The organism is Alteromonas sp. 5NW40-0090 (assembly GCF_057552975.1).
The window spans coordinates 117509-140984 of sequence record NZ_BAAJLT010000005.1 but is presented as its reverse complement, the minus strand read 5'-3'; the positions used below and the strand labels follow the sequence as shown (position 1 = coordinate 140984).

At 44.5% G+C, this 23476-nt stretch carries 18 protein-coding genes; 5 read left to right on the top strand and 13 right to left on the bottom strand.

Going from position 1 to position 23476, the window contains the following annotated elements; genetic code table 11:
• Positions 1 to 68: 68 nt before the first annotated feature.
• From AC27KT_RS07865 to AC27KT_RS07855, 3 genes are all read right to left on the bottom strand, one after another.
• Positions 69 to 572, bottom strand: a complete 504-nt coding sequence (locus AC27KT_RS07865; protein ID WP_487128855.1) for a GNAT family N-acetyltransferase — start codon at positions 570 to 572, stop codon at positions 69 to 71.
• A gap of 115 nt (positions 573 to 687) precedes the next feature.
• The gene (locus AC27KT_RS07860) at positions 688 to 1551 is read right to left on the bottom strand and encodes a pirin family protein (protein ID WP_487128853.1); all 864 of its coding nucleotides are present in this window, start codon (positions 1549 to 1551) and stop codon (positions 688 to 690) included.
• Positions 1552 to 1637: 86 nt separating this feature from the next.
• On the bottom strand, positions 1638 to 2603 hold the full coding sequence (locus AC27KT_RS07855) for a glutathione S-transferase family protein (RefSeq protein ID WP_487128851.1): 966 nt from the start codon (positions 2601 to 2603) through the stop codon (positions 1638 to 1640).
• A gap of 220 nt (positions 2604 to 2823) precedes the next feature.
• On the opposite strand from AC27KT_RS07855, the gene tcdA reads away from it, so the two are divergent.
• Positions 2824 to 3600, top strand: a complete 777-nt coding sequence (tcdA, locus tag AC27KT_RS07850; protein WP_487128849.1) for a tRNA cyclic N6-threonylcarbamoyladenosine(37) synthase TcdA — start codon at positions 2824 to 2826, stop codon at positions 3598 to 3600.
• Positions 3601 to 3711: 111 nt separating this feature from the next.
• A complete protein-coding gene (locus tag AC27KT_RS07845; protein ID WP_487128847.1) occupies positions 3712 to 4125 on the top strand; it encodes a hypothetical protein in 414 nt (137 codons plus the stop codon).
• Between the two features lie 90 nt (positions 4126 to 4215).
• Here AC27KT_RS07845 and AC27KT_RS07840 read toward each other — a convergent pair whose 3' ends face one another.
• Positions 4216 to 4686: a DUF2919 family protein gene (locus AC27KT_RS07840; RefSeq protein WP_487128845.1), complete on the bottom strand. Its 471-nt coding sequence runs from the start codon at positions 4684 to 4686 to the stop codon at positions 4216 to 4218.
• Between the two features lie 306 nt (positions 4687 to 4992).
• Here AC27KT_RS07840 and rimO point away from each other — a divergent pair, with 306 nt between their 5' ends.
• Together rimO and AC27KT_RS07830 are read left to right on the top strand one after the other, a co-directional pair.
• Entirely contained in the window at positions 4993 to 6447 is a 1455-nt protein-coding gene (gene rimO, locus AC27KT_RS07835) for a 30S ribosomal protein S12 methylthiotransferase RimO (RefSeq protein ID WP_014949434.1), read from the top strand.
• Positions 6448 to 6608: 161 nt separating this feature from the next.
• On the top strand, positions 6609 to 7421 hold the full coding sequence (locus tag AC27KT_RS07830; protein WP_487128842.1) for a substrate-binding periplasmic protein: 813 nt from the start codon (positions 6609 to 6611) through the stop codon (positions 7419 to 7421).
• A gap of 127 nt (positions 7422 to 7548) precedes the next feature.
• Here the strand turns inward: AC27KT_RS07830 and AC27KT_RS07825 are convergent, their stop codons facing one another.
• From AC27KT_RS07825 to AC27KT_RS07800, 6 genes are all read right to left on the bottom strand, one after another.
• Positions 7549 to 8208: an SDR family oxidoreductase gene (locus AC27KT_RS07825; RefSeq protein WP_487128840.1), complete on the bottom strand. Its 660-nt coding sequence runs from the start codon at positions 8206 to 8208 to the stop codon at positions 7549 to 7551.
• 132 nt (positions 8209 to 8340) lie between these two features.
• Complete coding sequence (gene kdsB, locus AC27KT_RS07820) at positions 8341 to 9090, bottom strand: 3-deoxy-manno-octulosonate cytidylyltransferase (RefSeq protein WP_487128838.1); 750 nt, start codon at positions 9088 to 9090, stop codon at positions 8341 to 8343.
• Between the two features lie 42 nt (positions 9091 to 9132).
• The gene (locus tag AC27KT_RS07815; RefSeq protein WP_014949430.1) at positions 9133 to 9327 is read right to left on the bottom strand and encodes a Trm112 family protein; all 195 of its coding nucleotides are present in this window, start codon (positions 9325 to 9327) and stop codon (positions 9133 to 9135) included.
• Positions 9328 to 9338: 11 nt separating this feature from the next.
• Positions 9339 to 10364 carry a tetraacyldisaccharide 4'-kinase gene (gene lpxK / locus AC27KT_RS07810; protein WP_487128835.1) on the bottom strand — a complete coding sequence of 342 codons (1026 nt, stop codon included), beginning with the start codon at positions 10362 to 10364 and terminating at the stop codon, positions 9339 to 9341.
• A complete protein-coding gene (gene msbA / locus AC27KT_RS07805) occupies positions 10361 to 12109 on the bottom strand; it encodes a lipid A export permease/ATP-binding protein MsbA (protein ID WP_487128833.1) in 1749 nt (582 codons plus the stop codon). Before msbA ends, lpxK begins: the two co-directional genes overlap by 4 nt.
• A gap of 207 nt (positions 12110 to 12316) precedes the next feature.
• The gene (locus AC27KT_RS07800; protein WP_487128831.1) at positions 12317 to 14911 is read right to left on the bottom strand and encodes a DNA internalization-related competence protein ComEC/Rec2; all 2595 of its coding nucleotides are present in this window, start codon (positions 14909 to 14911) and stop codon (positions 12317 to 12319) included.
• A 210-nt stretch (positions 14912 to 15121) separates the two neighbouring features.
• Here AC27KT_RS07800 and AC27KT_RS07795 point away from each other — a divergent pair, with 210 nt between their 5' ends.
• Entirely contained in the window at positions 15122 to 15649 is a 528-nt protein-coding gene (locus AC27KT_RS07795) for a DUF2062 domain-containing protein (protein WP_014949426.1), read from the top strand.
• Positions 15650 to 15873: 224 nt separating this feature from the next.
• On the opposite strand, the gene ligA is transcribed toward AC27KT_RS07795, so the two are convergent.
• From ligA to smc, 3 genes are all read right to left on the bottom strand, one after another.
• Entirely contained in the window at positions 15874 to 17910 is a 2037-nt protein-coding gene (ligA, locus tag AC27KT_RS07790) for an NAD-dependent DNA ligase LigA (RefSeq protein ID WP_487128828.1), read from the bottom strand.
• A gap of 290 nt (positions 17911 to 18200) precedes the next feature.
• Positions 18201 to 19778: a cell division protein ZipA gene (gene zipA / locus AC27KT_RS07785; protein WP_487128826.1), complete on the bottom strand. Its 1578-nt coding sequence runs from the start codon at positions 19776 to 19778 to the stop codon at positions 18201 to 18203.
• A 20-nt stretch (positions 19779 to 19798) separates the two neighbouring features.
• Positions 19799 to 23326: a chromosome segregation protein SMC gene (gene smc, locus AC27KT_RS07780; RefSeq protein WP_487128824.1), complete on the bottom strand. Its 3528-nt coding sequence runs from the start codon at positions 23324 to 23326 to the stop codon at positions 19799 to 19801.
• Between the last annotated feature and the right edge of the window lie 150 nt (positions 23327 to 23476).

Here is a 23476-nt window from a genome sequence, read left to right as displayed (position 1 = left end):
GAGGGAGTGAATTACTAATTCAATTTAAACAGCGCAACGTTTTGCTAACGCGGTTTCAATCGAAAAATTTAAAGCACGAGTTCGAAGTAGATACTGTTATGGAAAGCGCCTTGATGACGATACTTTCGGCGAAAGCACAGCTTTGAACTAAAACCATTCTTGATAAGGACTTTTTCAGAAGCGGCGTTGTTGTCCATGACTTCAGCAGTGAGCAATTTTATGCCCATGCTTTTGGCCTCTTCAATTAAAAATGAGACGCAGCGAGAAGCAATGCCTTTTCCACAATCCTTCTCTGCAACTCGATAGCCGATTTCCGCCTTGTCACCTGCTCTATTTTTGATGTTAGCACGCGCTACAATCTGGTTATTTCGTTGCTCATCAACAAGCACATAACCCCAAGCTCTTTTCTGCTGTTGTAAGTAAAGCAATTCGCTGATGTGGTAGCCAACGCCATCCAATGAATAAAACGCTGCCTCTCTTGGTGCGATAGACAATTCAAAATAGGCTTTGTTACTACGCTCAAATTCTAAAAGTGATAGCACGTGTTTTTCGGCGACGCTTTCGAAATGCATTGGCAGTGCTACTCCTTGCTGAACCTAATGAAGAGGTATTGATTAAGAGCCCAGTCTAATACCAGTCCGCATAGATAATTCCCCATAGTCGAATCAAAACAGGCAAACCTTGTATCTACTTTGCTAATGAACCGCTTTGGTAATCATTAAATGCCTGAATAATTTCCTGCTGAGTATTCATTACAAAAGGTCCATATTGGACCACGGGCTCGTTAATAGGTTTACCTGAGACTACAATAAACTTGCAACCCGTATCAGCGGATACAGATAGCTGCTTGCCATTTTGTGACAAAACACCCAGCTCTCCCTGCGACACAATTGTTTCTTTGCTCCGATTGCCGCTATTAATGACCACGCTTCCCTCGTACACATAAATAAAGGCTGCTTCATCCGCACTTAGTGCAATTGCCGAACTCCCGCTTCGTAGTGCAACGTCTAAAAAGGTAGGAGCAACCGCCGTTGTCTTCACAGGCCCTTTCACACCGTCAATTTCACCTGCTAGTACTTTCACTTCAGCATCTTGAATGTGTACTGTAGGCACACTATCTGGCTGTATGTCTTGATAGTTCGGCGCTGACATTTTCTCTACGGCCGGAAGATTCACCCACAGCTGAAAGCCTTGTAACAAGCCCTCCTCCTGCTCTGGCATTTCTTCATGTATGATGCCTCGGCCCGCATTCATCCATTGAATGCCACCAGCATCAATAACCCCCTCGTTGCCTACAGAGTCTTTATGGCGCATTTTTCCTGCAAGCATATAAGTAACTGTCTGAAAACCACGGTGAGGATGTGGTGGAAAACCAGCAATGTATTCACCTGGATTATCTGAACCAAAAAAATCCAACATTAAAAAGGGATCGAGGCGAGGTAGATCAGGTTGTCCGATAATACGAGTAAGCGACACCCCCGCGCCATCACTTGTTGGCATACCTGTAACCACTTTCTCTATCGATTTTTGTTCACTCACTTCCACTGGCATAATGTGTATCTACCTTAAATCTTAGCCTTCACTATCTTTTACTTACTTCGCGTTTAGCTTTTTGTATTACCGACCTTTTGTGTTCTTTAACGTTCTATTTTATCGCGACCGTGAGGCGACATAAGATCTTGCTCTGGCCCGACGGGGATTACCTGGGTTGGATTTATCATAGTGTGGCTGTAGTAATAGTGCCTTTTGATATGGTCGAAGTTTACCGTTTCAGCAACGCCCGGAACTTGATAAAGTTCTTTCATATAGCCGTAAATATTTGAATAGTCTGCGATTTGCTTTTTATTGCATTTAAAATGCCCGTGATACACAGCGTCGAAGCGAATCAGCGTGGTAAATAAGCGCCAGTCTGCTTCTGTTATTTTGCTGCCAACCAAATAACGTTGTTTGCTCAACCTTTCTTCAACCCTATCTAGGGCGCAGAACAATGCAGTTACTGCCTCTTCATAGGCCTCTTGCGTTGTAGCAAATCCAGCTTTGTACACGCCATTATTTATGTCGTGATACACCATATTGTTGATGGCATCAATTTCTTCACGTTGGGCGTTAGGATAATAATCGTCTTCATTATTAGTCAGTGAATTAAACCCACTGTTAAAAATACGGATAATTTCAGCTGATTCATTATTAACGATAGTTTCTGTTCGTTTATCCCAAAGGATTGGAACAGTGACACGGGTGGTTATCTCAGGTTTTGCCTTAGTATAAATTTGATGCGCATAATCAAAGTTATAAAGCTTATCTCCCGTTGATCCTGGGTAATCTTTAAACTCCCAGCCTTGATCAAGCATCTCAGGGTGTACCACCGAAACATCAATATGCGCTTCCAATCCCTTTAGCTTTCTAAATATGAGCGCCCTGTGGGCCCAAGGACAAGCTAACGAGACATAAAGATGATAGCGATCAGATTCAGCGGGAAACGTGGAACCATCTTCGTTACTGACTTTGTCACGAAATTTAGATGCTTGGCGCTCAAATTTCCCACCATTTTTGCTGGTGTCGTACCACTTGTCTTGCCATTTTCCATCAACGAGTAAGCCCATATGCCTGCCCCTTTTTATTACTTCATTAAACAATGAATTCATTTAAACATGTATTGGGTAGAACGTATGTCGCTTAAAATCGGATTTATTATTCGAAAAAATTGGAGTGTATTGATCTTTAGTGTCCACTTTTGAGATGATGCGCGCCCTGCTAGCGTGCTTGCACGTTTTTGTGTAAACACACGCCTTTGAGTTAGTTTATTTTTAAGTGAAGTGAAACATGTCTGATGATCCACGTTTAGGCGGTATTGTGCGTTTATATGGCGCACAGCAAACTAATAATTTAGCCAACAGTCATGTGGCTGTAGTCGGCATTGGCGGTGTGGGAAGTTGGACTGCAGAAGCACTAGCTCGTTCGGGCGTTGGTACTATAACCCTTATTGATTTAGACGATGTTTGCGTAACTAATACGAATCGCCAAATTCACGCGCTTTCCAATACCATAGGAGAGGCAAAGGTCGACGCCATTGCATCGAGAATTCATTTGATAAACCCTGCTTGCAAAGTGAACTGTATTGAGGATTTTGTCACCCCAGACAATACGACCACACTTTTAACCAAAGAAATGCACGCTGTGGTCGATGCCACTGACAGTATTCGCGCTAAAGCGGCCATGATAGCTCACTGTAAACGCAACAAAATTCCCATTGTTACGGTTGGCGGTGCGGGCGGCCAAATAGACCCAACTCAAGTCACTAAAGGCGATTTAGCTAAAACAACACAAGACCCTCTAGCAGCTAAGCTACGCAGTGAGCTTAGACGTAACTATAATTTCAGTAAAAACCCAAAACGCCGCTTTGGCGTTGAGTGTATCTATTCAACAGAGCAATTGCGCTACCCACAACCAGACGGCTCGGTTTGTTACAACAAATCTGCAATGGAAGGTGGTACTCGACTAGACTGTGCGGGCGGCTTTGGTGCTGTGGTCACGGTAACCGCCACCTTTGGTATGTTTGCCGCTGCAAGTGTAATAAATAGATTAACTGGACAAAAATAGACTTTGGCCGATAACTTGCGCACAATAGTCAAAAACTTATAACACCTTGTCTTAACGACTTTTTAAGCGTTAGCTTGTTATACCAAAAGTATCGGTGAGAAGGAGAACAACATGTCACCTGATGAACTCAATAAATTAATGGCAGATTGCGCGAAGGACGCTGTGGTAACAGCAGCTGATGAGTTCGATATTGTACTCGACCACTCACCCGCTAGCGTAGCACTGGTGGACGACATTTTACTTAGTTTCGTAGATAAATATCACGATTTAGCGTTAGAAGATGAAGCAGTGTTCACCATCTGTAATATTTTCGGCGCTTACGTTGGAGAAATTTTAAAAGCGCAGCTAGATGGTGAATGGATTTACGATCAGTCAAACCCTAAGGCACCTGCCGTTTTTCTTCAGGTTGGAGAAAATACCTATGCCTTAGCGGGTATCTGCTATGAACGTCTGGTAAACGACAGTCAAATCAGCGTGTTTGCCTACTATGAACAGGCGTTGGGTAACCACTTACACAGCCACTAACGTTCTAACAAATTTTGCACTCAGTTTAACATCTGTTCAATTGAGTGCATTAAGCACATTTCCAATAAGGATGTTTTTGGAGAATGAGTTTCAGGGGTTAGGTGTTTCCCAATCCTCTACCATCCACTTTAAATGCCGACTTTTTGAAATTGCGTACAATGCAATACTGTAAAAAACGATTTTTACACCCGTAATAGTTTCAAAACCCCAGTGATGATGCATAGCGTAGTAGAACTGGACACTCAACAATGCCAACACCCCCAATTGAGCCAGTGGAATAACCCATCGGCGCCATGCTAAAAAGCCTTTTTTCCATAAGCGATCTCGTTGACTAACCAAAGATAACGCAATTAACACGGGTAAACTTGCCGCTAGCCCCAAGCCCAAAGCTTCTTTTTGAGGGTAAAAGAACGTAAGTAGCTCACTAGTTTGAGTGCGGGAAGCCAGAGAAAAGACGAACGCGAGCCAGTCAATGCATAGCAGTATACATACGCTATAAAGCCAACGAGGAGGAAGAATTCGCCCTGACTCATCATAAAATGTTAGCGGTAATTTAAGCATGCATTCACTTCTATTTTATTAATCTGAACCTTAAAGCGCATTCATCTTTAATAATGTTCATTCTCAAGAAGTGTTAAAGGTGGGGGTGAACAAGGTATTTTTAAACCTTATTCGTGCTGCTTTAACAATGAAACCCTTGTCCGTATAAACTTATATGCTCATTTATTACCTAAACTACGGCTGTATTGCGAGAATGCACCAATAATTTATATCTTTGTCGCAAATTATATATACTGCGTACTAGCGGGTTTTCCTGTATAATCCGCGGCCATTTTAAGCTCAGTCATTTTCCAGGTGATATTTTAGATGACAGTAGAAACGTTTAATCCAAACAAAGTAGTAAATAAAACCACCACGCTAGAAACGCCAGTGAAGGTATTAAGTGACAACAAACCTTCGCAACAAAGCAATGGCAGCAGAATTGGTTTTGTTAGCTTAGGTTGCCCTAAGAACTTAGTTGATTCAGAGCGTATTCTTACTCAACTTCGCACCGAAGGTTATGACGTAGTCCCTACCTATAACGATGCCGACTTGGTTATCGTTAACACCTGTGGGTTCATTGACGCGGCGGTAGAAGAGTCATTAGACACCATAGGCGAAGCACTTAAAGAAAACGGCAAAGTTATCGTTACTGGGTGTTTAGGTGTTAAAGAAGACGAAATTAGAGAGCTTCATCCAAATGTACTGGCTATCACGGGGCCTCATGCCTACGAAACGGTAGTTGAGCAAGTACACGATCATCTTCCAAAACCCCAGCACAATCCGTTTGAAGACCTTATTCCTGATCACGGCGTAAAATTAACGCCTCGTCATTATGCTTATTTGAAGATTTCAGAAGGCTGCAACCACCGTTGCACGTTCTGTATCATTCCTTCTATGCGTGGCGACCTTGTCAGCCGCCCAGTGGGTAACGTACTCGATGAAGCTAAGCGTTTGAAAGACGCTGGTGTTAAAGAGCTATTAGTTATTTCACAAGACACTAGCGCCTATGGTGTTGATGTTAAGCACAGAACGGGCTTTTGGAACGGCATGCCGGTTAAAGCACACATGCAACAGTTGTGTGAAAAGCTGGGCGAAATGGGCATTTGGGTCCGATTACATTACGTGTACCCTTACCCGCATGTCGATGACCTAATTCCACTGATGAACGAAGGTAAAATCCTTCCTTACTTGGATATTCCGTTTCAACACGCCAACAAACGTATTCTTAAGTTAATGAAACGCCCTGGTAGCGCTGAGCGCGTACTAGAGCGCGTTAAAAAGTGGCGCGAACAGTGCCCATCATTAGTCATTCGTTCGACATTCATCGTCGGCTTTCCGGGCGAAACGGAAGAAGAGTTTGAAGAGTTATTGGACTTCCTTCGCGAAGCGCAGCTTGATCGCGTTGGTGCATTCGCCTATTCCCCTGTTGAAGGTGCAAGAGCAAATGACCTCCCTGACCCAGTGCCAGAAGAAGTAAAACAAGCTCGCCTTGCACGCTTCATGGAAGTACAAGGTGAAATCAGTGCCGCACGTTTACAAGCGCGGATCGGAAACGAATATCAAGTTGTTATCGACAGCGTTGATGCAGAAGGTGCCGTTGGCCGTACCTATGCAGACGCACCGGAAGTTGATGGTCTGGTTCATTTAAACGGCGTTTATGACGTAAAACCTGGCGATCGTGTATGGGCTGAAGTTATTCACGCTAACGAACACGACGTATGGGCAGTATTGTCTGAAGACCAAGACGAAGAAGACGAAGGCGCTGATCCCGCGCTGTAACGTTCTATTAAAAGCTGTCTATACTCGCAAGTCATCTATTCGTTATTTTCCTAACCCTATCGGCTAATTGCCAGTCGATAGGGTTTTATGTATAACAGACCCTATAAACAATTAAACAAGAAATACAATCAACGCCATCTTCTGTGGTACGTGAATAAAATATGGCAATGTTCCCCAACTCCAAACCGAAACACTCTTCCCACCACATCTTGTCGTTTGGCATATTACTCATTTTGACTTTTGTGTTCAGCCCTCGTGCACTAGCCACCACAGAGTGTAAGACTTTACACACTGCGGGAGCACAACAATGGTTTCCTTACGCATTTAACGAGTTTGAAGAAAGGTTGAAAGCTACGGGGATAGCATTTGACGTTCTAACCCTGCTAGCACGGGATTTAGGTGTCACACTAAAGATAGAAACCGGGCTACCTTGGAAACGAATAGAATCCAAACTCGACGCGGGCGAGCTTGATATTTTGGCGGGAAACTATTGGAACGTAGTTCGTAGTCGAAAATGGCTTATCACCGCACCATTTGCAGCAGAAGAGGTTTACGTTGTGCTTTCTCCCACACTTTCTCAAACGCGAGGTACAGACCTTTCGCTTAACGCACTTGCGCATTATATTGGTGTGATGCCTCGAGGAATAAGCTTAGGTGAAAAATTCGATAGCATTAAATCAAACTTGAATATTATCGAAGTTAAAGACCACGACAAAATGTATGAAATGATGCGTCGACATCGTGCTGACTACGCAGTTTCACCACAGAGCGCAGCACTAAGCCACTTGAACGACCCAGAAAATGACGGCATGCGAATAAGCCAGTCACCGATATCTTCAAACAATGTACATTTTGCTATCTCCGCCAAATCAAAGTGCGCATCACTATTTCCAGAGTTTAACCAAGCGCTTAGCGCTCGTATTAAAGACGGGTCTATTGAGCAAATAATTGATACGTATGATTTAACGCGCTAAAGCGTGGGCGCATTGGAATCATGTAGTTAAGAACAGGTGTAGTTGAAAAATAAAAGAGCGCTTCGTTGTAAGCGCTCTTTTGGTGTGATGCATTATTAATGGAGTTCGTGGCAAGCCAACATTAAAGCTACCAAGGCAACTCGTCACCATTTGAATGGATGAAGCGACCTGCGTTAGATACATTTAGCTCATCTATGCGTTGTGACAAACGCTCAGCACAGGTATCAGCATCAATATCTCCCGCTCCATTCACCATTTCTGTTTGAACGAATCCAGGATGGAAAATACCTACTGCAATTCCCTTTGGCTTCAAATCATTCGCCATGGAAACTCCCGCCGCGTTTAGTGCGGCTTTGGACATTCGGTAGCCATAGTAGCCGCCTGAACCATTGTCTGCCATTGAACCCATGCGACTGGTAATCATGGCAATTTTACCGTCTTTTGCCATTGCGGGTAATAGTGTTTGAGTAACTAACAATGGACCTAATGCATTAACCCTAAATTGATAATCAATGGTATTTGGATCCCAATCATCAATACTCTCGCGTCCGAGCACTCCGGCATTATTAATGAGCAAATCGATGCTAACGTCCATTAAAGGTGCAAGCTTTTCAGCCAGCATGTCTGGTTGAGATACATCCACACCTTTGATGATTGTCACACCTGCACTGTTTAGTTCGTCGCAACTGTTTCGACAGGTAGCATAAACTTTCGCACCACGTGCTTTATATTGCTTGGTGAGCGCAAGGCCAATGCCTCTGTTGCCACCGGTAATAACTACGTTCATAACGGTTCCCTTGTTACTTATGTGTATGCGTTTAAAAGGTTTCACTCACCTTTAACAAGAACTGGCTGTTTAGATAAGGCTTTTTGCTTATTTACTAAAAAGCATCAGCCCTATTTCAGCACTCATTTCTTATTAACTAATAGTCTTTAAAAGACGTTCTAGATCTTCTGGTGTATCAATTCCAACTGGCGGTGGCGCTATCGCTACCTCACAGTGAATCTTATCGCCATACCATATGGCTCGAAGCTGTTCCAAGGATTCAATTTGCTCCAGAGAGCTAGGCGCATAGGCAACATATCGCTTAACGTATTCAGCACGATAGGCATAAATACCTATATGGCGTTTGTACAGCGACGTATGTGCAGATTGCGGGTTTGCCATCATGTGATCGCGTTCAAAAGGAATAGGAGAACGTGAAAAATAGATAGATTCACCCTTTTCGTTTACCAACACCTTAACGATATTGGGATTAAACACATCCTCAACATGTTCGATAGGCGTAGATAATGTAGCCATCTGGCACTGAGGCGCATTGGCAAGATTATCTGCAACCTGCTTGATGTTTTCGGCGGGAATAAATGGCTCATCCCCCTGTACGTTAACCACAATCGTAGAACTCGCAATGCCTTCTTTTTCGATAACCTCGGCAATACGCTCTGTTCCAGATTGGTGGTTGACAGACGTCATGCATACTTGAGAAAAACCAAGCACGACGTTTTGAATACGTTCATCGTCGGTGGCAACAATGACGTTATCCGCTCCAGCTTCTTTAGCACGTTCAACCACATGTTGAATCATCGGCTTTCCGTCAATAAGCGCTAAGGGTTTGCCAGGAAACCGACTTGAGCCGTATCGAGCAGGGATCACAACTGTAAATGACATAACTTTATTTCGCCCTTATTTACCACTTAGTTTAACGTTTTATTACCGTGTTGCGTCTACATCGTCTAACGACAATGCAGTTGCTTTACTTTCGATAAGTACAGGGATGCCATCTTTAATATCAAAAGCCAATCTATCAAATCGACACACTAACTGGGTGCTATCATCACTCAGAACTAATTTTCCCTTACACACTGGGCAAGCCAAAACTTCTAAAAGCTTTTTATCAAAGGCCATTGTTATTATTCCTATCCGTCTTGGTTGATCTTCAAACCTGCCTTGGCAAGTTTCACATTTACTAAATTAAAAAAGTCTGGCGCTAAATGCGCGGTAACAGGCAAAAACCAGCAGTCGTTATGAGCAAAAGGTGCAGCTTTAACGGCGTCTTTTTCTGTCATTAACACTCTGCCATTCGGTATGTCTGACCGTGTGATCGCATGGTGATCCGCCAGCGGTGTAGCCGAAGAAAGCTGAATACCCATTTCTTTAAGCTGAGAGAAAAAACGCTGAGGTGAACCTATTCCAGCAATTGCGCTGCACGGCACTTTTTGTATCTCTTCAAGGGGACTGGTTCTTACTCTGTTTGAAACAGAGGTGAAGTCCCCTGCCACTAAGGTCATTAAATATTGAGGCGCTACAGCATGGTTAAATGTCGGCATTGAACGGCTATTATGTACTAGCGCATCAACGGTACCAAGGCGCCATTGTCCTTCGCGAAGGGGCCCCATTGGCAGCAAATAACCACTGCCTACTTTTCTGTCGTCCATGACTACAATTTCAACGTCGCGATGAAGTGCGTAATGTTGAAGGCCGTCATCACAAATAATTAAATCGCAGTGTAATTCGTCACTTAAGTACGCGGCTCCGCGCGCGCGGACTGGATCGATAACCACATCGCACTGGCTTCTAATGGCCAATAAACGAGGTTCGTCACCCACTTCAGACGCATCATCTTCGCCTTTCACTAATCGCGGGTATTCTGGTGATTTAGCGCCATAGCCACGACTTAAAATACCGACCTTAATGCCCTGCTTCTGGTAATAATCGGCTAAAGCTAATACGACTGGCGTTTTGCCGTTGCCGCCCACTGATATGTTGCCAACGACAATAACGGGAGCATTAGCCTTAAAGGCCTTTTTGATTCCAATTTTAAAAAGTAACCGGCGAATTGCCGAAATAAAGTAGAACAGCAGCGCAAATGGTGAGAGCAACCACACTAAAGGGTGGCCGAAATACCATTTGTCGTGCTTGGTTTTACTTTGTGACTGACTCACTTAGTCTCACCAAATTGCAAAGCGTGTAGTTGCGCATAATGACCACCTTTTTCAAGCAGTTCATTGTGCTTACCTTTTTCAATAATGCGCCCCTGCTCCACCACCATAATACAATCTGCGTTTTCGATGGTAGACAAGCGGTGTGCAACAACAATGCTGGTGCATCGTTTTTGCAGCGTTTCTAATGCGTCTTGGATCAAACGCTCAGATTCTGTATCAAGGGCAGATGTCGCTTCGTCAAGAATAAGTATGGGAGCATCGGCGAGTATCGCCCGCGCAATGGCAATACGCTGACGCTGACCACCCGAAAGCATTAAGCCGTTTTCACCAATAACCGTATCTAACCCTTCAGGCAAGTTTGATAAAAACTCTTCAACGTGCGCCATCTTTGCCGCATTTTCGATGTCTTTACGTGATACGTTTTGGCGCGCACCATAAGCAATGTTGTTAGCTATGGTATCGTTAAATAGCGTAACGTTTTGCGATACCACAGCAAACTGCGCCCGCAGATCTTTAAGATCAATATCGTTGAGCGACGTTTCATCTAAGCGAATTTCACCTTCTTGCGGTACATAAAAGCGTGTAAGCAGCGACGAGATGGTCGATTTACCACTTCCCGAGCGCCCTACCAAAGCAATCGACTGCCCAGGGTTTGCGATAAAGCTCACATTAGATAACGCGGGCGTCTGTTTTCCTGGATAAGAGAACGTAACGTCGTCAAATTCAATTTTTCCTGTTGCGCGCTCTACTTTGGTTTTCCCTTTATCTTCTTCGTCTGCTTCATCAAGAATTTCAAAAATACTGGCGCAAGCTGCCATACCTTTTTGAAATTGGTTATTAATGGTAGTGAGCTGTTTAAGAGGTTTAAGCAGCATCACCATACAAAAGACCACATTAATAAATACGCCTGCTGTAAGCTTTTCAAGCATACCGGGCGTGCTGGCAATAAATAGAACGACAGCAAGGGCAATTGACGCTATTACTTGTATTGAAGACACACTCAAAATAGAGGTGACATTCAACTTCATCGACTGCTGACGGTTGTGGTTGTTTTTCTGTTTAAAACGCTCTTGTTCTATTTCTTGACCACCAAACATGATCACAACTTTATGACCTTTCACCGCCTGTTCTACCGACGATGTCAGGTTGCCCATTGACTGCTGAATGTTTTTACTTACAACGCGAAAACGCTTACTGACGATAGAAACAATCACAGCCACAATGGGGCCAATTAAAAGAAATATGAGCGAAAGCTGCCATGAGTAATAGAACATGACACATAGCAAACCGATAACTAGTGCGCCTTCCCTCACCAATGTTAGCAGCGCCTTACCAGATGCATTAGCCACTTGCTCTGTGTCGTAGGTGACTTTACTAATGAGCCCGCCAACCGCATGGTTATCGTGAAATGCCACTGGAAGATGAATGTATTTTTCAAACAACTGCTGGCGCATGCGCATAACCACTTGAGCACCAATCCAGCTTAGCGTGTAACTACCTAAAAAATTGAAAACACCCCGTAACAAAAAGAGTGGCACAATCGCATAGGCGGCTAGACGTAAATAGTCATGGTCGTTTTTCCCCAGTGATTCGTCAATCATTGGCTGAAGCTGGGAAAATACGAAGGTATCTACCGCGGAATAACCAATCATACCGATGATGGCAAAAACGAAAGGCACTTTATACGCTTTAAGGTACTGTAAAAAGCGCTTAATTTGATAATCCGAGTTGTCGGCTTGTTGCATGTAGTTTTTTTAACCTGTTTGAAACGTTAACAAAAACGCGTTGGAAGTATTGTACTCGTTCTCGCTCTAATTCACTAATATAGCGGCAAAATTGGTTAGTCTGCCAACTAAGTGAATAATGTGTGGCCACTTCATACCTATTTAAAGGCATTCGTGCACATCTTCGTTTCGTTACAAGCTAATATTTTTGGCATTTGGCGATATTACTTAGTCTTTGAGGTGTCGCGGTGCAATGCCGCGTAAATACCAGCGTTTATTCAACGTTCCACGTTGGGAATCTATATGGAAAGAATCCTTATTGAAGGTTGCGCTTATATATCCGTGATAGCTTGTTAAATATTGCGTTACGCCCAAACGCTCGTAACGTTTAGCCACAACATAAGCAGGAAACTGCCATCGGTTCTCATAACCTTGCGTAAAGATCACAGCCTTTGGTGCAACGTGTTCTATAAAAACACGGGTAGAAGACGTTTTGCTTCCGTGATGCGGCGCAACCAGAATGTCGGCACTTAAATTTGTAGAACTCGCTAAAGTGTCCATTGAAGCCCCCTCTGAAACACCATCCTTGATTTCACGGGTTATCAACGCGTACTCGCTTGTTTTCTCAATGTCACCAGGAATTAATACGCTACCAGAGTCGCTTGTTATTTTAACCACACACGACATGGCATTGTTGTCTTCTTTGTTGCCATTTGGCGGCCATAGAAAATTGATTGTTAAATTCTGCCAGCGTATACGCTTTCCTCGCACACAACCTAATGTTGGCGTGTAGAAAGTGGCTTTTTTAGCTAGGGCGTGTTGTTTAATGGCTACTGCGCCACCTGAATGATCGTTGTCACTATGCGTATGAACTACAACATCTATATTTGAAATATGCTTACTTTCTAAAAAAGGTAACAGGTGTTTCGTTGCAGTATGAGCATTGCCATTAAACTGAGCGCCAGAATCAATAATCATAGCCCTACCTCCCGCAGTCACTGCAATAGCACTGGCCTGGCCCGCATCAAACACATGCAGCGCCCATATCGATTCATGGGTAGGTAACCACTTTTGAAAAATGCTCAGCGATGGAAGCAAGAGAAGCGCTACGCAGATAGCTTTGTACCGCCATGTTGGCAAAAGAAAGATAAACAAAGCGACAATTAGACAAAGTCCCGCACCACTACTTACGTAAAAATTGATAGCGCTCCCAGAAAACTGACTAAGAACGTTCAAAAGCGATAACAAATACCCTAAACACGCATCACTGTAATGCATAAGCATGCCCGTAACTTGTTGTGAGAAACTAAACTCAACAAAGTGAATGACCAGCAACGAAATTAAACAAATAGGTAAAAGTAACGATATGACGGGCAAGGCGATTAAGTTGGTAACAACTGCAATAAAACTGGCGCTACCAAACCATATTAGGGTTAGCGGCATCATTATTACGGTAAGCGCTACTTGTAGTTTAAACAAAGACACATACCAGGGTGCTCGCTGTAGCGCCCAAGCAACAACTAAAAACCAAATGCACAGTACAGCCCCTATGCTCAAGTAAAAGCTAGCGCTTAACATAGAGAGAGGAAACAGTAATAAGCTCAAAGTAAGCATTGTGAGCGCAACATTTACTGGCCGCCATGCATGTCGAGAAAGTGACAATACGCACCCCATAGTTACCAGTATCAGCGCACGCACAACCGGCAATGCGCTTCCACTAAGCAACGCGTAAAAAGAGCAAGCAGCAATAAGCACACATAGCACAGAGGCTCTAATTGGCGCGCTGGTTTGAAACAACTTACTTATTTGCTGCTCTTTGTTCTTTCGTCCTGTTGCCGGATAGTTGATGGAGGCTGAGCGTACTAACCAATATTTCGCTCCGCCTAATAGGCTTGTAACATGCGTGAGTAAAAATATAACGGGGCTAAAAAACAATAAGCAGACCCCAGCGATAAGTGATAGATGCATGCCTGATATACTAAACATGTGCCCAGTGCCGGTACGTTGTAACAGCGTCCAATTACCCAACGTAAACCCCGTTTTATCCCCTAGCAGCAATGCGCGCCACCACCTCTCATGAATTAGGTCTAGCTTCTGCAATGTTGTAGCAAGTTCATAACGCACTGAGTGATTATGCTTTGTTTTACCGTGCTCTATCGACTTGATATAGCCAGTTACATGAATAAATTGGCTAACCAACTGCTGTTGGCGGCTAGCACCAACAGGATTAGCCGTACCGTATGCAGGTTTAAGTTTTACAAGTGCGGTGAACGTATCGCCGTTGTGCAAACATTTTAATTTCGCCTGAGACGGAGAAACTGATTGAGGCCGCACGCCTATAGTTCCCTGTTGAGCATATGCGATTTTCTTGTTGGCTAAGCCTTCGCTTTTTCGATCATCTGGGAATTCATAACGTTGGTGAGTAAGACGAGCTTTGAAATTAAACGTGCTAGTTAAAACACGCTTAGGCAAGGGGGAAAGTATACCGTTGTCTAGAAATGTCGCTGTGCTTTCACGGTTGACCGACTCAATAGCGACAACATACTGATAAGTCGCTTCCAGCACCCTAGCTGTGCCGAAGACACATCCCCCCGACACAACTCGACCTGAAATTGTGACATCTTGTTGAATTTTCCCTTGGGGCAGTTGCCAAGCGTAGTAAAAATGCCCTACACTCGCCACCCAAAGTACTCCAGACAGCAGTCCGCTCACTGCCCAACATAGCAGCACTTCTGGAAATGCATGATGTTCAGCGGGTTTTGTCGTCGAAATGAATATAATGATAGTCACAGATATTATTAAAATGGCAATCATCAACGCCATGCTGTGAGTACTTGGAAGTTTTTGCCAGAAAACTGCACTTATTGCGCTAGCGCAAAAACAGCTTAAGCAAATTGTGATACGATTGACCATGTTTTCACGTAGCAATTGACAGTGAGTGAATGTAGGTGGTGCAAATTCATGTTGCGCAATTCCGTTTACTGTTATTTTTTCTGTCTTTTTTGATTTTATTTTCGAGATGCATTGATATTTATGCCTAAGAAATTTATTCGACGTTTTTTGCCAGATCACCAAAGCATTAAGCAAAACAAAGCTTTAAAAATTTTTGGTAGCGTATTGCACGAGCCCAATCTTTGGCACTTAAACCGTCGTTCTGCATCTGGTGCATTTGGCATAGGCTTATTTTTTGCGTTTTGGCCGGTACCGTTTCAAATGTGGCTTTCTGCCGGTTTAGCTATTCCGTTTCGGGCAAACCTGCCCTTATCTGTTGCAACTGTTTGGGTGACCAACCCATTTACTATCCCGCCCATATTTTATGGAGCTTACAAGGTTGGTACTACTGTACTTGGGACCAAGCCTGAGCATTTTGAATTTCAGTTTAGTTGGCAGTGGGTTGTAGAAAGCATTAATACCATCGGCCCAGCATTTTTAGTCGGGTGTGGAATTTGCTCGGTTGTGTTTGGACTAGCGGGTTATTTCTCTTTGAACTGGGTTTGGCGCTTTCAAGTGAAAAAAGCCTGGGAAAGACGCAGGCAAATGCGGAATCAAGAAGCCCACTAGCGTGAGAGCCCTACACTTAAGGGTTTGTAGAAATATTTACCTTTTCTCAAACCCCTTACAACGTTCAGTACAAAGTACGCCGTAAAAAACAGAGCAAGAATTACAAAAAACGCCACTTCATAGAAGTGGCGTTTTTTATTGGTAACTATCAATATGAGTTCGGCGTTAATCTATTCAGGAAAACCATTACGCCGAGCTCTCTTATTGAATTTAAGCCAGACAGGCTACTTTTCATGCTCTGATAAAAAAGCGATAAGCGCAGCTTCGTCCCATACCTCCACATCTAGTTCCTGTGCTTTAGTTAATTTGGAACCCGCTTTTTCTCCTGCAACTAGGAAGTCGGTATTCTTACTTACCGAGCCTGCCACTTTCGCACCAAGTAACTGCAAACGGGCTTTCGCATCAGAACGCCCCATTTCGCTGAGCGTACCTGTAATAACGCACGTTTTGCCTTCAAGAGGCAAGTTATCCGAATCTGGCTTTTCAATAGCTGGCCAATTGATTCCTTCTTTTAACAGCGCATCAATAACATCGGTATTGTGCGATTCGTTGAAAAAATTGAAAATGTGGGTAGCCACCACTTCACCAACGTCTTGGACTTCAACCAGTGCTTCAAGCGACGCCTCGCGAATAGCCCCCAAGGTTTCGAAGTGCGCAGCCAAGTTTGCCGCAGTAGCTTCGCCAACCTCACGGATCCCCAATGCGTATAGGAACTTGGCAAGCGTTGTTTGCTTTGAAGCTTCAAGCGATGCCAGTAGCTTACTGGCAGACTTTTCAGCCATGCGTTCCAGCCCAACAACATCGCCTAACGAAAGCGTGAAAAAGTCGGCAGGACTGTGCACAAGATCAGCGTCAACTAACTGATCGACTAACTTGTCGCCCAGACCATCAATATCGAATGCTTTACGCGAAGCAAAATGCTTAAGCGCCTGCTTGCGTTGTGCGGCACAAATTAACCCACCGGTGCAACGGGCAACCGCTTCGTCTTCTAGTTTCTCAACCTGCGAGTCACACACTGGGCATTGGCTTGGGAAGGTAATGTCAGTTTCGCTACCTGTGCGATTGGCTTCTACCACAGATACCACTTGAGGAATTACGTCACCCGCACGGCGGATCACCACAGTGTCGCCAACTTTAACGCCTAATCTGGAAATTTCGTCCTGATTGTGAAGAGTAGCATTAGATACTGTAACTCCGCCTACAAACACGGGCTCTAAGCGGGCAACCGGCGTGATCGCACCAGTCCTTCCTACCTGAAACTCAACGTCCAGTAACTTAGTCACTTCTTCTTGCGCAGGAAACTTCTGCGCAATTGCCCAGCGAGGCGCTCGAGCCACAAATCCAAGGGTATTTTGCAGGTCAATACGGTTAACCTTAAACACAACGCCGTCAATGTCATACGGCAAATTATCGCGCTTTTCCAAAATGTGGTTGTAGTATGCCAAGCAGCCCTTACCGCCCTCGGCGGTGTCGATATCAGGGCACAGCGGCAGCCCCCAATTACCTAATTGCTTAAGGCGCTCGCTGTGTGTTGTGGGTAATTCAAAACTTTCGGGTTGCACAACGCCTAGCGAATAAGCATAAAACATCAGCGGGCGCTTGGCCGTAATTTTAGAGTCTAACTGTCGTAAGCTGCCGGCCGCAGCATTACGAGGGTTGGCAAAAACTTTACCCCCCGATTCTTTTTGATGTTCGTTGAGTTTTGCAAAGCCCTTACGAGGCATAAACACTTCACCGCGCACTTCTACGCGCTCAGGATAATGCTCACCACGAAGCGTTAACGGCACATTTGAGATAGTACGCACGTTAGCCGTGATATTCTCGCCTACCTGGCCGTCACCACGGGTGGCAGCACGCACTAATTCGCCATTTTCATACAGAATACTTACCGCTAAACCATCTAGCTTGGGTTCGCAGCTAAAATCTAACGTTGCCGAATCTTTTAGTCTGTCTTTTAAACGTTTTTCGAAGGCAAGCAGTGATTCTTCATCAAAGGCGTTATCCAGCGACAGCATAGGAACATCATGGGTAACTTGTTCAAAGGCCAATAACGCTGCGCCCCCTACTTTTTGACTGGGAGAATTCGGGCTTTGAAGCGTAGGATATTGTTTTTCTAGCGCAATAAGCGCCTGCATATCTCTATCATATACTGCATCAGGAACCGAAGGGTCGTCCATCACATAGTACTGATAGCTGTACTCATTAAGTGTGTTGCGAAGTGTTGCTATTTGTTGCTTTGCTTGTTCTAAAGAATCTGACATGGAGTTGTTGTCACGCCGTTTAAATAGTTAAAAGTATTACAATTCGTTGCCAAGGCTTATTCGCCAAAGCCGCTGTATGTTCCAAATGGGCTGCAAAAGTCTGACCTATTTCAGTCAGGTTGTGAAACGAACAGCCACGCTTCAAGGCTATGTCCTGCTCGCCTTTGCTATACACCAAAGATCAACAGACCCTAATCAATAGAAAAGGACCTGGGTATGAGCCAAGTCCTTTTTGTTGTTGCACCTAGATGAACAATCCATAAGATTGAGGCGCAAGTGATAACCTAACGCTAGCTGCGCGCAATCATACGCTTGCGCTCGAACTCACGAATTTTCTCAACGTATTGCTGTAATCCCTGCTTCGTTAATACGCTTCGGCGTCCATCAAGTACTTGTGCGCCGAACTCATCTGCCAATTTGCGGGCTGCATTGTGCATCATGTTAAACACTTGATGAGGGTCACCCTCAATAGGCAATATCATAAACAGCGAAATACCTTGGGTTTCAAAGTTCTCTAGGTTATCAATATCGAAAACCCCAGGCTTAAACATGTTAGCGAGGCTGAACAATACTGGCCCTTTACCATTTGAGTTTACGTGGCGATGGAAGATGTCTTGATCGCCAAATTTAAACCCTAATGTTAATAGCATAGGTAATAGCGCCGCGCCTGAAATGGGCTCGCCTTCTGGCGTTCTTACATTTAATACTAAAACCTCGGGTTCAATCGACGACTTTGCGGCCTTTGATGTACTTCCAGCACCATCATTGCCTGACTCATTAGCACTAAAGCTTTCATCGCCAAAATCAGCGCTAGCTGCTTCACTGGTGTCAAAATCAATACGCATTTGATCGTCACCAAAATTCGGCTCTTCACGCCTTCTCACTGGCGTTTTGTTTCGTTTGTTACGTGCAAAACGTCGCGGCTGTTCATTTTCTTCATGAACATCGCTGGATGAAACAGACTCTTCGGGTGCATCTAAACTAAAATCAGCGACTTCTCTTTCGTTTTTAGCAGGCGGCTGCACTGTTTCAGGCTCTTCCTCTAGCGTGGGGTCGATATAAAACTTCTGTGCAGGACGAACTGGCTCTGCACGCCCTCTTTCTTGGTGACCGCCCGACTGACTCTGAATTGGATCATGCGATTGCGCGTTATCCGCTCTCTTTTGATTACTTGGAGAATTTAGCTGTTCGCTCTCTTCACGCTGACCATGCGACTCTAAAGCCGTCTCCTCTTGCTCTTCGCCTTCACGTAGTAAGAACCCTGGAGGTTCAGGGAACGCGGCAAAGTTTTCGTCGCCTCTGTTAGCACCTTTTGTAGATGCGCCATCGGGACGAGCTTGCCCTTTCATGTGTGGCTTAGGATTCGTAACCACAGAACCGTAAAGCTTTGGCGCTTTTTGGGCTTCTTCTTTGTCATCAGACTGCTTAGCAGTATCACCAATATTGCTTGAGCGTTTACCCGCATGCTCACGGTGTACGCCTTCGTTATCATCATCGTGCGCTTTTGATGCAGCATGTTGAGACGAGCTATCGTCGTCATCAGCTTCTTCGCTGCTGTAAGCATGTTTTTCTTTGATATCGTGGTGTGCAGGGCTATTTGCATTATTCGTTGTTACATCGCTTGCAGCCTCATGCTCTTGGTTTTGTGATTTGCTAACCACGCGCACCGCGCCAATACCGAGCTCGTCAAAGCCTTCTTGCTCGTCGGACTCGAAATCGTTGTCATCATCTTGCCACTGACGGGGCTCTAAGCGTTCTTTTTCCGAAGGCTTGCTGTTTTTACGAATTTTCCAAATACCATGGGCAAGCACTGCGATGATAAACACCGTGCCTCCAAGGAGTAAAAATAGACGTAATTGATCTTCCATTTAGTTTCTTTCGCCCTTTGTTATGCTTCTGCGAAGGCTACAGCCTCGTCTACATCTACCGCCACCATGCGCGAAACTCCCGGTTCCGCCATGGTAACACCGGTGAGGTGACTAGCCATTTCCATCGCTATTTTATTGTGGGTGATATAAATAAACTGCACTGTTTGTGACATTTCTGACACTAAGTTACAAAAGCGCCCTACATTTGCATCATCCAATGGTGCATCTACTTCATCCAGCAAACAAAATGGCGCCGGATTTAATCTGAAAATAGCAAACACCAATGATAAAGCGGTTAATGCTTTTTCTCCACCGCTTAAGAGGTGAATCGTACTATTTTTCTTACCAGGGGGGCGAGCCATTATCGTCACCCCAGTTTCCAACAAATCGTCATCGGTCAGTGCAAGATACGCCGAGCCCCCACCAAACACTTTGGGAAATAACATTTTAAGATCTTCGTTAACCTGTTCAAAGGTGGTAGAAAAACGCGTGCGGGTTTCTTTATCAATTTTCCGAATGGCCGACTGTAGCGTTTCTAAGGCTTCAGTCAGGTCGTTGTGCTGTGTATCTAAATGCGACTTTCTTTCCGACTGGGTTTCATATTCTTCAACCGCAGCTAAGTTCACTGCACCTAAGCGCTGCAAATTAGCCTGCGTTTTTTCAAGGTCTTCTTGCCAGCGTTTCTCTTCGGCATCTTCAGGTAAGGTTTCTAGAATGCTCTTCAGCGACTGCTGCGTTTCATCAAGCTGTTCTAAAATCGTATTCGCACGTACCCGATATCCTTCAATATCGATATTAAGTTTATCGATATTAGTTTGTCGCGTTTGAATGTCTTTACCCAGAGCTTGATGCCCTTTTTCGGCTTCTCGCAACCACTGCTCTATATCTTCAAGACTACTTTGCTTAGCACTTTTCAGCTGTTCTAATTCCGCTTTGTTTTCCAACAGCGACTGAAGCTCTGCTTCTTGAATTTCTTCAGGAGACGTAAGCTGCGTAAGTTCTTTTTGTAATCTTTCTTTGTTTTTTATGTACTCTTCACGCTGCTGAAGGTTACGCATAACCTGTTGACTATATAAACTCTGATGGTTCTCTAGTTGCTGCTTCTTAAGCGCAAGCTCATGATTTTGCGATGTTAATGTATCAACTAACGCGCGAAACTCTGACGTAGTTCGCTCATTTGCATCACGCTTAGCGTTCACATCGTCAATGTGTACTTCGTGTTCAAGAATTTGTACCTCTTGAAGCTCTAATTTTTCCGAAAGCTGAGCTAACTGCTCTTCTTCTTTCGCTAACATTAACTCTTGCTTTGCTAACTCGTCATTAAGTTTGGCAGTGCGTGTAGACTGTTGCTCTTGCTGCATTTCAAGCAAAGAAAGTCTATTTTTAATCTGTGCGCGCTGGTTTTCTTTTTCCCCCAAGGCGCTCTGAATAGCCTGCTTTTGCGCTTCGCTCTGTTCAAGTGCCTGTTTGGCGCGCTCTAATGAATGCTCAATCTCATCTATAAGGCTTTCAGTTTCTTCAATGCTGTCTACCAGCCCCTTAATTTTGTTCGCCCGCTGCAAAGCACCGTCGCTTGCTTCGCCAGGTTTCACTACCCACTGTGAGCTTGCCCACAACCCTGAAGGCGAGATTGCGCTAGTAAACCCCTTGGCTATACCTTCAGGTTCATCATCATTGTCAAAAGCACTTTCAATCGTTGCCGCAAGTTTGTCATCGTTGCTACAAAGGTAAATGTCATTAAAAAATGCGGGAACACACTGTGTTAACGATTCATGAGTGCTAGGTTCCGTTAATAGAGCGTGTGCTAATGAACCCGATCTGGCAGTGCTTACAAACGCCTTATCGGTAAACACTTTAATGCCACTTGGCAAATAAGCGTGGTTTTGAAGCAGTTCCCGTATGTCGTGGCTTTTGGCAACAACGGGGTCTTTCGCGTGTTGTAAAATCGCTTCTACGCAAGGTGCAAGAGTTTGGTTAGAACTAAACTGCTGCCACAGCTTTTCTATTCCGTCTAACGTTACGTCTTCATTATTTGAAGCATCTTGCTGAAGCGCTTCTAGCGCAGCTTTTGTGGACAGTACAGTTTGTAACTGGCCCTGCACATCACGACGCTTCGCTTCTATAGCGTTGACTTCGCTTTGTTGCTGCGACACCTTTTGATTGGACTCTTGAAGTAATTGCTTAGCTCCATCAATGTCAAAATCAAGTTCGCTACATTGCTCTTCTAAAAGCGTTATTTGACTGGCAAAATCTTCTTCGTCTAGCTGTTTTAGCTCGTCTTGTAGTTCACTGATACGCTGAGATGTGCGTAGCTGCATGCTCATAGTTGACTGAATTTGGCTATGGCATTGCTGAACATTCTGACGAAGTTGATTGTAGGTTTGTTCTTGCGCTCGCGCTTGTGCGTTAAATTCTCTTAGCGCTTGTTCAGCGTCTTCAAAACGCTCTTTGGCATGCTCTAACTCTGCTTCCTTAAGGGCAAATTCAGGCTCAATGTTTTCAAGCGCCTCATTTGATACCGCAAGCGCTTCCTGTGCCTCGTCAATAGAATGGTTAAGCAATTCGTGTTGCTCGCCAATTCTTGCTAACTCTTGCTCAACCTGCCCTTTGCGTTGTTTTGCGTGCAGCGCATTTTGCTCTAGTCGTGTTATTGCGTTACTGGTAGTAAACAGCTGCTGCTGAAGATCATCTATCGTTTGTTTTGTTTCCAGCTGCTTGGTTTTGTACGACTCAAGCCCCGCTTCATCGCCCTGTAGCCGAGCAACTAAGTCGTCAACTTCTAACTGCAGTGCTTGCTGCTGTTTTTGCAGCGCTTCAATATGTTCACTATTTTTCAGAAAACGAAGGGCGGCTAACTGGCCTTTTAGCTCTCTGGCTTGTGCACGTAGCGTTTTGTAACGAGTAGCCGCAGCAGCCTGACGCTGTAATTTTTCGAGCTGCTTGCCTAATTCATCGCGCACATCATTCAAGCGTTCAAGGTTATCTTGCGTGTGCCTTATGCGGTTTTCTGTCTCTCTACGGCGCTCTTTATATTTTGAGATACCCGCGGCTTCTTCTATGAATACACGCAAGTCCTGTGGTTTTGACTCGATAAGCCGCGAGATCATACCTTGCTCAATGATGGCATAAGAACGGGGGCCCAGCCCTGTTCCTAAAAATAGATCGGTGACATCACGCCGGCGACATTTAGTGCCGTTTAGAAAATAGGTAGAGGTGGCGTCCCGTGTAACTAGGCGTTTAACAGATAGCTCATTGTAGTTGGCAAATTCGCCCGCTATCCGCCCTGCACTGTTGTCGAAAACAAGTTCAACGCTACATTGCCCCACTGGCTTACGAGACGAAGAGCCATTAAAAATCACGTCGGTCATTGCATCGCCGCGTAAGTTTTTGGCAGAACTTTCACCTAAAACCCAACGTACAGCATCAATGACATTCGACTTGCCGCAGCCGTTAGGGCCTACGATGGCGGTCATTTCGCCGGGGAATGGAATGGTAGTTGGCTCAACAAAGGACTTGAAACCCGCGAGCTTAATCTTTTTAAGCCTCACACATCATCCCTCTTAAACACAAAGCTGCACGCGGTATCACCTTGATGTTAGCCAGAAACCAGCTAACCATCGGCTGAAATAGCAGTTGATGTAGAAATGATGCAATCACACGAAAGATTCTTTTGTTATTATGCTTCGACTCTACCAAAT